General features: G+C 38.3%; 13 protein-coding genes. 2 read left to right on the top strand and 11 right to left on the bottom strand.

What is annotated here, in order from left to right; translation table 11 throughout:
• Positions 1-215: 215 nt before the first annotated feature.
• The gene (locus RTR43_RS03085) at positions 216-1,334 is read left to right on the top strand and encodes a tyrosine-type recombinase/integrase (protein WP_312469569.1); all 1,119 of its coding nucleotides are present in this window, start codon (positions 216-218) and stop codon (positions 1,332-1,334) included.
• A 219-nt stretch (positions 1,335-1,553) separates the two neighbouring features.
• Here the strand turns inward: RTR43_RS03085 and RTR43_RS03080 are convergent, their stop codons facing one another.
• The 7 genes from RTR43_RS03080 to RTR43_RS03050 form a co-directional block, all read right to left on the bottom strand.
• Complete coding sequence (locus RTR43_RS03080) at positions 1,554-1,988, bottom strand: DUF6526 family protein (RefSeq protein ID WP_312469568.1); 435 nt, start codon at positions 1,986-1,988, stop codon at positions 1,554-1,556.
• A 55-nt stretch (positions 1,989-2,043) separates the two neighbouring features.
• Positions 2,044-3,144 (bottom strand): ABC transporter permease, encoded by a 1,101-nt coding sequence (locus RTR43_RS03075; RefSeq protein WP_312469567.1) that lies wholly within the window; start codon positions 3,142-3,144, stop codon positions 2,044-2,046.
• Positions 3,141-4,070 (bottom strand): ABC transporter ATP-binding protein, encoded by a 930-nt coding sequence (locus RTR43_RS03070; RefSeq protein WP_312469566.1) that lies wholly within the window; start codon positions 4,068-4,070, stop codon positions 3,141-3,143. Before RTR43_RS03070 ends, RTR43_RS03075 begins: the two co-directional genes overlap by 4 nt.
• 201 nt (positions 4,071-4,271) lie before the next feature.
• Positions 4,272-5,069 (bottom strand): LysM peptidoglycan-binding domain-containing protein, encoded by a 798-nt coding sequence (locus RTR43_RS03065; protein WP_312469608.1) that lies wholly within the window; start codon positions 5,067-5,069, stop codon positions 4,272-4,274.
• A 159-nt stretch (positions 5,070-5,228) separates the two neighbouring features.
• Positions 5,229-6,158 carry a hypothetical protein gene (locus tag RTR43_RS03060; RefSeq protein ID WP_312469565.1) on the bottom strand — a complete coding sequence of 310 codons (930 nt, stop codon included), beginning with the start codon at positions 6,156-6,158 and terminating at the stop codon, positions 5,229-5,231.
• Entirely contained in the window at positions 6,155-6,673 is a 519-nt protein-coding gene (locus tag RTR43_RS03055) for an RNA polymerase sigma factor (RefSeq protein WP_312469564.1), read from the bottom strand. The genes RTR43_RS03060 and RTR43_RS03055 overlap by 4 nt, the downstream gene beginning before the upstream one ends.
• 100 nt (positions 6,674-6,773) lie before the next feature.
• Entirely contained in the window at positions 6,774-7,577 is an 804-nt protein-coding gene (locus RTR43_RS03050; RefSeq protein ID WP_312469563.1) for an RDD family protein, read from the bottom strand.
• A 123-nt stretch (positions 7,578-7,700) separates the two neighbouring features.
• Between RTR43_RS03050 and RTR43_RS03045 the strand changes: the two genes are divergently transcribed.
• Positions 7,701-8,681 (top strand): stage II sporulation protein M, encoded by a 981-nt coding sequence (locus RTR43_RS03045; protein ID WP_312469562.1) that lies wholly within the window; start codon positions 7,701-7,703, stop codon positions 8,679-8,681.
• On the opposite strand, the gene RTR43_RS03040 is transcribed toward RTR43_RS03045, so the two are convergent.
• From RTR43_RS03040 to RTR43_RS03025, 4 genes are read right to left on the bottom strand one after another with little or no spacing between them, the layout of a single operon-like run.
• Positions 8,659-10,017, bottom strand: a complete 1,359-nt coding sequence (locus RTR43_RS03040) for a DUF58 domain-containing protein (protein ID WP_312469561.1) — start codon at positions 10,015-10,017, stop codon at positions 8,659-8,661. The two genes, RTR43_RS03045 and RTR43_RS03040, sit on opposite strands and share 23 nt — an antisense overlap.
• Positions 9,968-10,897 (bottom strand): AAA family ATPase, encoded by a 930-nt coding sequence (locus tag RTR43_RS03035; RefSeq protein ID WP_312469560.1) that lies wholly within the window; start codon positions 10,895-10,897, stop codon positions 9,968-9,970. Before RTR43_RS03035 ends, RTR43_RS03040 begins: the two co-directional genes overlap by 50 nt.
• On the bottom strand, positions 10,894-12,033 hold the full coding sequence (locus RTR43_RS03030) for a DUF4350 domain-containing protein (protein ID WP_312469559.1): 1,140 nt from the start codon (positions 12,031-12,033) through the stop codon (positions 10,894-10,896). Before RTR43_RS03030 ends, RTR43_RS03035 begins: the two co-directional genes overlap by 4 nt.
• Entirely contained in the window at positions 12,030-12,686 is a 657-nt protein-coding gene (locus RTR43_RS03025; RefSeq protein ID WP_312469556.1) for a DUF4129 domain-containing protein, read from the bottom strand. Before RTR43_RS03025 ends, RTR43_RS03030 begins: the two co-directional genes overlap by 4 nt.
• Between the last annotated feature and the right edge of the window lie 15 nt (positions 12,687-12,701).

The following is a 12,701-nucleotide window of genomic DNA, read 5'->3' as shown; positions in this document are numbered from 1 at the left end:
TAAGACTCAGTGTTTAACTGAATCACCAAATGGTATTGGAAAATAAAAATAAATGCGTCTGAGAGCAAATCTCAGACAGTAGAGGAAGAAGTTGATTTATGGCTAGTCCTCCCTTTATAGAACAAATATTCTATGATAGTATATAAGTAAAGATAAGGAGGCCTTATCTTTACTATACATAATACCATTATTGTAAATAGGAGACTAACTAACTCATGAATGATTTGACCATTCTCCCTGAATTAACGAATGAACATTACTTAACGCAACTACAGAATAAATTAGCAAATCGAAACCTACTCGATGAACATAGAAACCTCTCCCTTACAGATAGTTCCGAGCAAGATTTTTTGGAGTTCTTTTTTTTAGAAAAAGTTTTTACGACCGATAGGCCACTATCCCCTCACACGATCAAAGCCTATCGTTCAGATGCTAAAACTTTGCTCCTCTTTTTAACGGAGCATTCGCTTTCTTTTCGAGACATCGGCTTTCCTGAAGTCAAAGCCTACAATAAATTTATTAAAGAAAAGTATGCCTCTAAATCGGCGATAAGGAAATTAGAGTTTTTCCGGAGATTATTGGACTTTGGATATGAAACGCAATTTTATAAAGCACATCTTTCTACGTGGATCTCAAAACCAGCAGCTAAAAAAGGTCACTATATAGTAGAAGAAACAGCTGCAGAAGAGGCACAAACCCGTGTGCAAGTTAGAGAATTAAATAAAAGAGATGCGGAATATTTAATCTCCTTCCTACCGAAAATTGTCAAGGCCAACAGGAATCGTGAACAACTAGAAAAGAGGAATTTATTGATTGGTTATCTTCTCTACACGACAGGTCTCCGTGCCAGTGAGCTTTTAAGTTTGAATTGGGGAAGTTTCCGTTACAATCGTCTAGGTTATTTATATGCGGATGTAATTGGAAAAGGAAAAAAACATCGTACAATCCCCATAAAAGAAGAGACTAAAGAACTGTTATTGGATTATCGGAGGAGTCTTGGGGAGTCTGTTGCTATTGATCCAGATGACATTAGTCCACTTTTCTTCGCTCTATATAATAAAAAAGAGCCGCAAAAAGATAAAAGACGGTTAACCTATCCCAGCCTATATAAGATCGTGAAGGAAGCCGTTACTTTAGCGGGAAAGCATTCGAAGGTATCTCCGCACTGGTTCCGCCACACCTTTGTCACGATGTTGCTTGAAAATGATGTACCGCTTGCTGTTGTGAAAGACTGGGCTGGTCATTCGGATATCTCTACCACTAATATCTATTTAGAACGTGTAAATCAGGATAACACCCATGTTCATTTACAAAAAGTGAATGTGTTTAAGTAATATTGATTCATTTCTTCATCTAAAATATTAATTATAATTGGTATTCAAAAAAAACAACTTGTCTTATTTACAAAAAACAGGGTCCACTTTTGAGATGCAAAATCGAAAGACACACATAGAATCACAAGTCAATTCACAAAAAAATTCATTAATAAATCTACAATAGATTCATAAAAAAATGGCTTGGAAAGTTTTCCAAGCCATTTTTTTGTATTTCATTTATATCCGATTATTGTCTGCTCGCCAATTTTGGATCGCTTTCTTAATGTCATCCGATTTTAAATTTTCCGCTACAGCTCGTTTACTTAGCTCAGGAAATTCCTTGTCATCTGCAAAACGTAAAGCAACCACTTGCGAGATACTGAGTTTAGAATCTAACAACTGTCCCGTTAAAACAAAAGAACGAAGATTCTCTTCCGCACGGATAGCACGATCTTGAGCTTTTAATGGATATAACCGCAAAAGCACTGCGACGATTACTATGATCATCATCATCAAAAATAGGATGATGGATAGTAGAGTGTTCTCCGCTTGATTAATGGAACGAACCAGAAAAACAATAGTAGTTACTACCGTTGCTACTAGTAATAACGATAAAACATAATGATAAATCGGGTGCATCCGCACATGTGATTTATAGTCTTGATTGTTCATTTTTTTCCTCCCTTTTCTTTTCCTTTTTTCATTCTTATTCAGATTAACCATTCACTTATTCCCATTTAAACGTGTAGCTTGCAATAATAAATGCGCCTACAAGCCAACCGCCTAAGATCAGTGCCTCTGTCCCCAAGCTCATAAATGATGCTCCAACATTCATCGTTTCTCTTAATGCGTGGCTAAGATGGGCAATAGGTAATATTTGAACAATGGGTTGCAGAAATTCTGGCATGTTTTTGATCGGGAAAAACACCCCTCCCATAAATAACATCGGAAACGAAAGAAAACCGGCAATGGGTGCCGCACTTTCAGGTGTTTTAGCTATTCCGGCAATAATAAATCCAACCGCCATAAAAGCCAGCGTCCCTAATATGACAAAACTGATTAAGGTAAACCACGACCCTCGGACTTCAATGCCAAAAATTAGATGCGCCACACCCAGAACAATCAGCGCTTGCATGCCATTCAGTACAAGTCTGGCAGTAATTTGCGCCGCAATAAAAGTTGAAGCCTTTAAAGTGGTTCCTTGCATTCTTCTTAATATTCCTCGTTCTCTCCAGGCAGCAATTTGACCTGCGACGCCATTCATGTTGTTACTCATAATCATCATGGCCACAATCCCAGGGACTAAGAAATCAATATACTTTAAATTGAGTGTTTTTATACCCTTAGAATCCGTTACCACTACCGGATGATAATCAACCTTTTCTTTACTAATTCCATCTACTGCATTATTCACTAACTGAATACCAACTTGTGACGCAGCCATGTCCGTTTCATTATAGTAAACGGGAAGTGAGAAGGGCTCCGTTTTTGATGGTGAGCTATTTAAGCTTGAATCGTATCCTTTAGGTATGATAACGACTAGTTGTAAATCACCTTTTTTCAATTTGCTCAGTGCCTTTTTTTCATTGTTCTCTTTTTTTATATCAATCGCCTTATTTTTATTCAGATTATTCACTAATTCTTTCGATTGAATGGATTGATCTTGATCAACAACCCCGATCGATAAAGAAATTCCATTTCCATTTCCTAAAAATGAACCTAGCATAGTCATGAGGAAAATCGGAAATGCCAACGTCCAAAATAAGACCTGACGATTTCGAAGGAAAATACGCAATTGCGATAACGTTAGCTGCCAGTATGCTCTCATCCTTCCCTTAATCTCCTTCCAGTCATATGTATAAACACATCTTCTAATGTAGCTGATCGTGTTTGTAAATCTGTTAATTTGAGTTGTTTATTAGTCGCCAACTGAATCAAGCTGGTTAAAGTGATTTGAAGATCATCTGTATAAAGAATATAAGCGTCCTTTTGATTCCCTACCTGTTTAACCCCTTCTATTCCATGTAAGTCCATTTCAGCTGATTCATTCTCAATGCGAAACTCTACTGCACTATCGGACTGCAGGTTTTTTACAAGCTGGGAAGGTGTATCTAAAGCAATAAGTTCGCCTTGATTCATGATCGCAATACGGTCGCATAATACATGTGCTTCATCCATATAATGGGTGGTCAGAACAATTGTTTTCCCTTTCTCTTTTAAGAGACGAATAATATCCCATAGTGTTCTTCTTGCCTGAGGGTCAAGACCTGTTGTTGGTTCATCTAAGAAAATAATCCATGGATCATGCACAAGTGCTAAGGCAATAGCTAATCTTTGTTTCTGTCCTCCTGATAAACTTTTAATGCGGTTTTTCCTTTTATCGGTCAGTAGCATATCCTCAATTAAGGAAGTAATAGAAATTTGTTTAGGATAAAAGCTTGCATATAATTGTAGTATTTCTTCTACGGTAAGCAATTCAAAGAGTGAAGTCGATTGTAATTGGACACCGATCACCTCTTTTACCTTTTTTAACTCACTGGTGATATCGAATCCACCAATCAATGCTGTTCCCTGATCAGGTTTTCTTAGCCCTACCAAAATTTCTAATGTTGTTGTTTTCCCCGCACCGTTTGGACCAAGAAGACCAAATACTTCACCTTTATGAACGTGAAATTCTATTCCTTTAACTGCCGAAAAATCGCCATATTTTTTCACTAGATTCATTACTTGAATGATTTTTTCATTAGAATCCATCTGTCACACTCCACCTTACTCAAAGTCAAAAGTAGATGCTGCTCACTTGGTAAATTGTGTCCATTGTTGTTTTATAAATTAAACAACTCTACATACCATTATTCTATAAAAAATATTTTATTCCTCTCTAAATAAAAACTATTATCACTGTACGTCAAAAAGGAGTCGTTATCCGACTCCTTTCTTAAAACTCATTGGTTATTAATATATTGAAATTAGGGCCCCGTTCTTATGGACTACGGTTACCTGCTGCCCAGATTTTTTTTCGTATTCAGGTGCAGAACCGTATGCCACAGTTAATACGAATGGTTCATCCTTATACTTAAATTCTACGGTAAAGTTGTCAGCAGCCCCTACAACCTGTACTTTAGTAAAAATGGCGGGCCCGGGAATAGTAAGGTTTTGCCCAATAAGAACCATATCTAGTCGAAGTCCATTCACCTTTTTCAGATCCTCTACCTTTACCCCAAAGCGCTTTGCAATTCCCCATAATGTATCTCCAGGATTCACCTTGTACATTGGTGGCTTAATGTCTTTTGTTTGAGAGTCAACAGTTAGTTTGATTTTTTGACCAATGTAAATTTTATCCGATTGTAAATGATTTATCTTTGTTAATTCATTTATGCTAACACCAGATTTTTTTGCCAGTGCGAAAAGGGTATCCCCTTTTTGGACTGTATAAAGACTGGACATTTCTTCAGGTTTTACGGATTGTACATGGTCAGGTACCAAAAGCGGCTGTCCAACTATTATTTTCTCTGAAGTTAAACCATTAACCGCCATTAGCTGATCTGTACTGACATTATACTTTTTTGAAAGGCTGTATAGGGTATCATTCTTTACTACAGTATATGTTGTACTACATGCTTCCACTTTTGTATTCATAAAAACAAGAGCTGTAAATGTACCTGCAATCGCGGCTGTTGCCAATTTTTGATTGCGCGCTCTCATCCTTTTCTTTCGTAGTTCTGCTAATCTTTGTTTTCTTTTTATATACATAATACTCACTGTTGCAATTCCCCCATATGAATAATCTAAATAGAATACTATACAGAGTTTCGACGTACCCGTCCATTTTATGACTGTATATTTAATAATTTCCTCCGTATCCACCATTTATTTAAAATAATCTTGCCCTTGTGAACAAAATAACCTCTTTTATTCGTCCCGATTCGGGTAGAAATACTCATAGGTTAATTTGTTTCCGATTAAAGTAATTGTGATTACTTCATTTCCATCTACTGAAACAAAAGTGTTTACAGAGCCTTTTCCAGATTCTTTCTTCCAATTGTCAAAACGTTTGTCATAGCCTCGCGGAATTTTTTCTAAATAATGATTAAATGCCTCGGTGGATGCTCCTTCCCAACGATACACTTCGTAGTTATTTGAAGTAACCGAAATTGCCTCTAAATCAACTGGATAAATCATCTTTCCATAGCCGTGGGTCACGTAAAGCGGCTCGTTGTGATGATAAGGTTTTTTCCCTTTCAACTCTAATGTAGAGATCGCTTTAAAAATGTCAGCGTACTCAATCTTTGGATAATCAAAGGTAAACTGAATCCATTTTTCTTTCGTCAATGGTACAAAGAAGTAGTACCGAAAGGCAACGTCCTGCATTTTCACATGCTCGATATACATGAATGTCTTATATGGAAAATGTTCAAGTTCTTGGTTTACATGCATCGGCTTGGAATGAATAATTGAATTCATTTCTGCTTCGGTTACTTCATTAACTGTTCCAAAAGGAATTGGATTATTTTTGTTGTAAAGCTCTAATTTCTCACCTGCTTTTTTACTAGTAACATCCTCTAGCTTCCAGCTGAAAAATTCATGATCAAGTGCGAAATATTCGGAACTATTTTGCTTTGGTTTTTCCTCCATCAGCATAAATAGGAATCCTCCAAAAATAACAACCAGCAATGAGGCGGCGATGATGCTTTTCCATTGATGGAGCTTATATGGATGAGTTTTAGAGGGTTGACCTTCGATTGATTCCCGAATCCTTTTTCTTACAGCTTCTTTTTGAGTATCAGTTGATCTAATTTGCTGGAGCAGCTTCCATTGATCATCAAAATGTTTATTCGTCATGATTGTCCCCCTCCAATTCCGTTCATTTTCCTAAGGGAATGTAGTGCTCTTGAAAGCGTTTTTCGAACCTTTACCTCGGACCAGTCAAGAATTTCTGCAACTTCTTTTGTAGTACATTCTTCAATCTTTATTAAAGTTAGTACGAGGCGATAATTTGGCTTCAGCTTTTGAATGTTTTGCATTTGCAGAAGGATCATTTCCCTATTTTCAATTAATTGTTCTACATCAAAGGAAGAAGCAATTTCCTCACTAAATCCAACCGCGGAAAAAAACCTTTTCCGTTTTCGCTTACGAATTTCATCGATGACCAAGTACTTTGCGATACTAAACAACCACGTTTTAACAGTCGACCTGTTTTCAAATCCGTCAAATGCTGTGAAAGCCCGGACGAATGTGTCATGAACTAAATCTTCACAGTATTGCTTATCACCAAGCATGAATAGGATAAAACGATAAATATCATCATAATGTAGTTCATACCAGTCCATCACGAGCTCTTCCCTGTCTTTGTTCAACCCCTCTTCACCTGCTTTCCAACTTACTTACTTATCAGTCGTGTAATTAGGTAAAATGTGACACTCTAAAAAAAAAACTGCCAAGAATGGCAGCCTATCTTTACATTTCAAACTCCCATTCATCCCTAAGGATTAAATATAAAACAAGGAGTGTATTTTCTAAATCAGCTTCGTTTTTCCCTGCTACTTCCAGCCCAATCTTCGGAAAGAGAATGTCAGCGATTTGTTTTGTCAGTTGATTTCTTTCCTCTAAAGATAATTGAGTAAAACGGCTGGCATATGTACTAACCAGCTTCCAATCTTTATTTCCTATTGATTTTAAAGTCCAATCATCAATAATAAAATCATCCTTGGAAATCCCGCGATTTTGGATTTCTTTTTCAATGGCAGAAAGTTTTTTCTTCCGTTTCACTTTTCGCTCATGGACAACAATTGTCCCAGCGACGATATCGCCAAGCCGCTTATGTTTGGAATGAAAAAATATCATTATAATTCCAAGAAAGTAGGCTATTGGTAAGGAATCAATAATGCGGATAAGATTACGGATAAAGCTTGATAGCAATGTGATACTGTGACCGTTTTCCTGGATCACTCTAATTCCTATCAGTTTCTTGCCAATCGTCCTTCCGCCTGAAAAAAATTCAAATGCAAAAAAGTAGCCCCCATTTATGATAAAGAGGACAATGATCATAATCGCTAACGGGATAGTATTTTCAAACATAAAAAATGGAAGGGGTGACGTCCCGTTCATAATCAGCAACACGATAAGGATAATTAGAATATTAACAATGGTTAAAAGGAGCAAATCAATTATAAATGCCGCGGCTCTGCTTCCTAAACCAGCGACTTGAAACTGAAGTGAGACGTATTCAGGTGTTTTAATATCCATTTGCTCTTGATTCATCAGGTTTCCCCCAATCTCTCAGTTGAAATTTTATAAAGTTGTTCCTATTTTCCTACAAAATTACTATAATAAGGAGAATAGTAATAAGCACATACATAAGCTACTAAAATAAGAGGTGTCAGAATGAATGTAAAGCAATTTATTAAGATGCATCGTGACGAATGGAAAGAGCTTGAGCAGTTGATGGTAGCATTTAGTAAGCGCAGAAATGGCATTACTGGTGCCAATATCACTCTATTTAATCGACTCTATCAAAAAGCAGCCCAGAATCTTTCCTATAGTCAAACCTATTTCCCAACAGATGAGGTAACGCAATATTTGAACGGTCTTGTTTCTAAATCACATAACCTTTTGTACAAAGATCAAGTATCAAGCTTCAAACAAATTCGTTATTTTTTCAGTACAAAATTTATTGGCTTGTTCTTAGAGCAATGGAAGTTTGTATTGATTGCGTTGATCTTATTTACCATCGGTGCCATAGGGAGCTTTCTTTCAGTAATGAATGATCCACTACATATTTATTCAATTCTTCCAGCGGAAATGGCTCAAAGCGTCTCCCCTGAACAACTAGGAAGCCACGATGGATCGATTGATTCCGCCCTGATGTCCGCCAGTATTATGACAAACAACATCAAGGTGGCAATTTTTGCCTTTGCCGGAGGTGTTACATTTGGGCTCTTGACTGTCTACTTGCTCATCTCTAATGGGATCCTCGTGGGAGCCCTCGCAGCGCTTTATTGGCATCACGGCAAATCCTATGATTTTTGGGCGTATATTGTCCCCCATGGAATGATTGAGCTTACAGCTATTTTTATTGCCGGCGGAGCCGGACTGTTAATGGGCTATAAGCTCTTTGTTCCAGGACAATACACAAGAGGCTATCAATTAAAACAACAAGCGAAGCGTTCCGTGCAGCTCCTCCTCGGGACTATTCCATTGTTTATCATTGCAGGAATCATTGAAGGCTTCATCACACCTGCAGCTATCTCTTTAGAAGCCAAGTATCTCGTTGCTTTCTTAACCGTAATTGGTTTAATCCTTTATGTTGTGATTGGAAGGCTAAAGCTTATGAAAACACGTACTACAAGAGATTCTGGTTCATAATGTCGATATAATGGGAAACGGCAGCTATCGCCAGTTTTTCCTCACGGGCCTCGATCATTTGGAGGCCTTGTTTTTCCCATTTAATCTTTTCCCGTTTCTTTAAGAGGATTTGCTGCTGGGCGATACTTTTCACCATCGCTGACTGTACATCCAGTGGCTCTTCTTTTGTTCTCTTTATGAGTGTCTTATCCTCAATCCCTATCATTAGAAATAAATGTCTTTGTCTAAGGCGCTTTAAATAGGCGAGTGCGCTTTCCTCATGAAGAAAGGTCCTTACGTCACTGAATAATAAAAGTAGACTTCTTTTCTTTTGTACCATTTCTAAATATTGCAGAACGGCCGCATAATTAGACTCAGCGGCATCCACGTTAAGATGATAGATAGCATGGAGAATCGTCTGTAAATGAGCCATTCCTTTAGCCGGTGGGACAAAGACTTTTATTTCCTTAGAAAAAGCAAGGACTGAAACATAATCGCCATTTTTTAGTGCCGCTGCTGTTACGGTCAGGGCCGCTTCTAACGCTTTTTCTAAACGATTCCCTTTCGTCAATTCCGCTCCCATCATTCTCCCGCAATCAATTAAAATGGTAATATACTTCCCGTGCTCCGGCTCATAATCATTCGTCATCACTTCTTGCAGCTTCGCGGTTTGGCGCCAGTTAATCTTTCGCGGATCATCACCTACGACATAACTTCTAATCTTTGAAAAATCTCCCACACCACTGCGCTGTCTGCGAATTTTCAACCCTTCGTACACTAGAAATTTTTGCGCATTTTCAAGATACTGCTTTGTCTCAGTTAAATCAGGAATAACTTTTACTGATTCCATTAATTCATCTGTCTTTTGCTTTTCCCATAATCCCAATAAACTTGAATAACGAAAATAAAGCTTTTTTATTTCGTATCGTCCTCTTACCAACGCAATCGTCTCGTAGGTTATCTCTGTTGTTGATTCCTTCTCTGCCACTCCAAATACAGGAAATGATGTTTCAAATGTCTGTGGCAGACCATCAATTAAACGGAAAGAAAAAGAATGCTGTGAGTGATTAGTAATTTCAAGCTGCACAGGATAGGTAATCCCTCTTTCCAGCTCTGCCGGAAAAGTCCGTTTAATAAAAAGCTGCTTTTTATTTGGTGAAAGGAGTAGGTCAACCAAACTAATTAAAAATACGATGATATTGACCGTGATAACGTTTCTCCATGAGATTCCCCAACCCATTCCACTTAATAAAACAAGAGAAATGAAAAGGTAAAGAAGCAATAAGCGTTTTGTTGGTATAACCCCTCTATCTCGGAACAGGAACCGACCCCACAAGTTCTTCAATGATTTGGTCAACGGTTGCTCCCTCCAATTCTACATGCGGGGATAACTGAATACGATGTCTTAATGCCGGTTTGGCGACCATTTTGATATCATCCGGCGTCACATAATTCCGGCCTGCTAGGTATGCCCATGCTTGAGCCGCTTTCCCAATGGAGATTCCTGCTCTTGTACTTGCCCCAAAACGAATGGATTCCGAATCACGCGTTTTCCTTACAATCTGCATCATATAATCTAAAACACTTTCCCCAACTGTGACGCTTTCAATCTCTTTTCTAATCGATATAAAAGTGTCCATATCGAGAATAGCTGAACCATACTTTTCGTCAAAGCTAGATTCAATCACTCGTTTTAAGACATTTTTTTCTTCGTCAAACGATGGAAAATCAATAATCAGCTTAAAAAGAAAACGATCCTGTTGCGCTTCTGGCAGTGGATATGTACCTTCAAATTCAATTGGGTTTTGCGTCGCCACTACGAAAAATACCTCTGGTAACGGATATGTCTCACCTTGGATAGTGACTTGCTTTTCTTCCATTGCCTCAAGCAGAGCTGCTTGTGTTTTTGCGGGTGTGCGGTTTATTTCATCTGCTAAGAGAATATTGGTGAAAATTGGTCCTTTTAGTGTTTGAAAGGTGCTTTCCTTCATATTATATATCGTGCTTCCTGTAATATCACTTGGAAGCAGGTCCGGCGTAAACTGAATACGGTTAAAGTCTCCACCCAATAGACTGGCAAGCGTTCGCACCATTTGCGTTTTGCCTGTACCCGGCACACCCTCTAGTAAGACATGGCCCCCTGATAGAATGGCTGATAATAGCAGTCTTAAATTTATATTTTGACCGAGGATCCGCTGTTCATATTTTTCCAAAAAGGATGTTATTTCTGTTTTCATCCTTCCTCCACCTCTTTCCGTAAACTCTCTAGTTTTTTCGACCATAATACGTATTCTTGTTTACTTATTTTTCCTTTTTCAAGAATGGTGACCAATCCGCTTAGAAAAGACTTAATCTCCCATGAGGGCATTTGCGTCCACTTTTTTTCAAAATTACTAGAAAGATCCTTCCATTCCCTACTATATGGAATTTGCCATCGTTCTTGTAACAGGAGCTTAACATAATCAGCTTGGACCAGTAATGAATCATGATATCGCTTGCCGTGAAGGTACCAGGCAGCAATAGCTTGAATTCCCTCATCACTAAACCGAACTGACTCTTCCCGTGGGATGTAAATAGGTCCAAACCGCTTTCCTTTGAACCAAAGCCAAAGAATCGTCAGCAGGATTCCTTGCAGAACCAGAAGTAAAAACCACTTCGGGTAAATTGTCATAATCGATGATGCGTTCTGACTGCCATGCGTATACTCATCAAACAAAACCGTCCGTGCTTTACCTTCATTAATAAGATTTAAAACAAGTGGTAAATGATCGTCATCTAACAAATTGTCATTTGTCATCCATTTGGGAGTAATCGCCACAAGCAACTGCCCGTTGCCAATAGGCCGTTTTAGTGCGACGGTTCCTCCATCATCATGAAGGAGAATCGTGTCTTCCTTGTTTGTCAGCAAGCGGATGGGAGAGCTTATTTCTGCTTTATACGCTTCTTGATTTTCGCTATAAACCTTTAAGCCTTTATCGGGTGTAAGCTGTTGATCATCGGGACTGGTTTCTAGTTCAAACATCCCTTTAGGATTGGTTTTAAATAAAAGAATCGTATTCCCGGCCTTTATGAAATCCTGATAGGCTTCCATTTCTTCTCTTTCAGGAATAAAAAATGGTTCGATCATAATAAGCACTTTTGGTTCGCCTCGTTTTGGCAGGTTCGTTGGTGCAGGAGTCCAGCTTTTCACATTTACTTCCTTTTTTAAATATGTATACAATGCCTTTACACCTGTGGGAGAAGGTGATTCAGACACATAGTTGGGATAGGGCTTTGGCTTTTGCGAAGAGGCAAAAGAACTAATTAGTATAAACAAGATGAGAAGAACAGTCAGCCAAATCCATCCCTGTCTCGCTGAATTAAGATTCTTCAAGTGCTCTCCCCCAACCTCTCAAGTGTTTGCTCATGTTCCCCAAGCAATTTTCTTACTTCCGTTTGAAACTGAAGATATTCGTCTTTTTGGACTTTCCGCTCTCCATATGTCACTTCATCAAAAAAAGCAGCGAGATCATAAAATTGGACGGCCCATTGTTGATTTACTTTCCGAAGTTCCTCATAGTACTCCCAATTTGTTTTCCAAATTCTTGCCTCGAGCCAATTCTTTTCATGAAAGTAAAGGAGCAAGGCTAAAAACAGATGGCGGGTGGAAAGCGTGTACTCTGTTAAGTCTTCTTGTTTTTTAGCTTCAATTAAATGCCTTTGGTATGACCAATTGATTTCTTTCATCGATTGAAGCGGCTTTTTATTACGCAGCATTTTATTCCTACTGATAGTACGCATCATAAAAAAGGCGGCCATGGCCAAAAGGATAATTACCACGATTATAATCGCAATAAGAATCGGCCCAGATGCACTACTGGCCGATTCGATGGAAGGAAATAACTTCAATAACTGTTCTGCAATCCATTGTTTGGCTTTTTCCCACAGCGTTTCCATCAAACCCTTTGTATTGTTGTGGTAAATCTGGTATTCTCGTGTTTCTAAAATGTCTTTGAGCTCTTCCCGTGCTTTGTTAGCATCAAGCATAATCATCACCTAACT

The sequence above is a fragment of the Neobacillus sp. genome (genome assembly GCF_031988165.1).
GTDB lineage: Bacteria > Bacillota > Bacilli > Bacillales > Cytobacillaceae > Neobacillus > Neobacillus rhizosphaerae.
The sequence above is the reverse complement of the archived record's forward strand: the minus strand, read 5'-3'. Positions and strand labels throughout refer to the sequence as shown.

Bases quoted from the DNA above. Each gene is read 5' to 3' on its own strand.
- RTR43_RS03080 (WP_312469568.1), bottom strand. From the start codon at position 1,988: ATGAACAATCAAGACTATAAATCACATGTGCGGATGCACCCGATTTAT.
- RTR43_RS03060 (WP_312469565.1), bottom strand. From the start codon at position 6,158: ATGACGAATAAACATTTTGATGATCAATGGAAGCTGCTCCAGCAAATT.
- RTR43_RS03075 (WP_312469567.1), bottom strand. From the start codon at position 3,144: ATGAGAGCATACTGGCAGCTAACGTTATCGCAATTGCGTATTTTCCTT.
- RTR43_RS03070 (WP_312469566.1), bottom strand. From the start codon at position 4,070: ATGGATTCTAATGAAAAAATCATTCAAGTAATGAATCTAGTGAAAAAA.
- RTR43_RS03065 (WP_312469608.1), bottom strand. From the start codon at position 5,069: ATGTATATAAAAAGAAAACAAAGATTAGCAGAACTACGAAAGAAAAGG.
- RTR43_RS03050 (WP_312469563.1), bottom strand. From the start codon at position 7,577: ATGAATCAAGAGCAAATGGATATTAAAACACCTGAATACGTCTCACTT.
- RTR43_RS03025 (WP_312469556.1), bottom strand. From the start codon at position 12,686: ATGCTTGATGCTAACAAAGCACGGGAAGAGCTCAAAGACATTTTAGAA.
- RTR43_RS03085 (WP_312469569.1), top strand. From the start codon at position 216: ATGAATGATTTGACCATTCTCCCTGAATTAACGAATGAACATTACTTA.
- RTR43_RS03035 (WP_312469560.1), bottom strand. From the start codon at position 10,897: ATGAAAACAGAAATAACATCCTTTTTGGAAAAATATGAACAGCGGATC.
- RTR43_RS03045 (WP_312469562.1), top strand. From the start codon at position 7,701: ATGAATGTAAAGCAATTTATTAAGATGCATCGTGACGAATGGAAAGAG.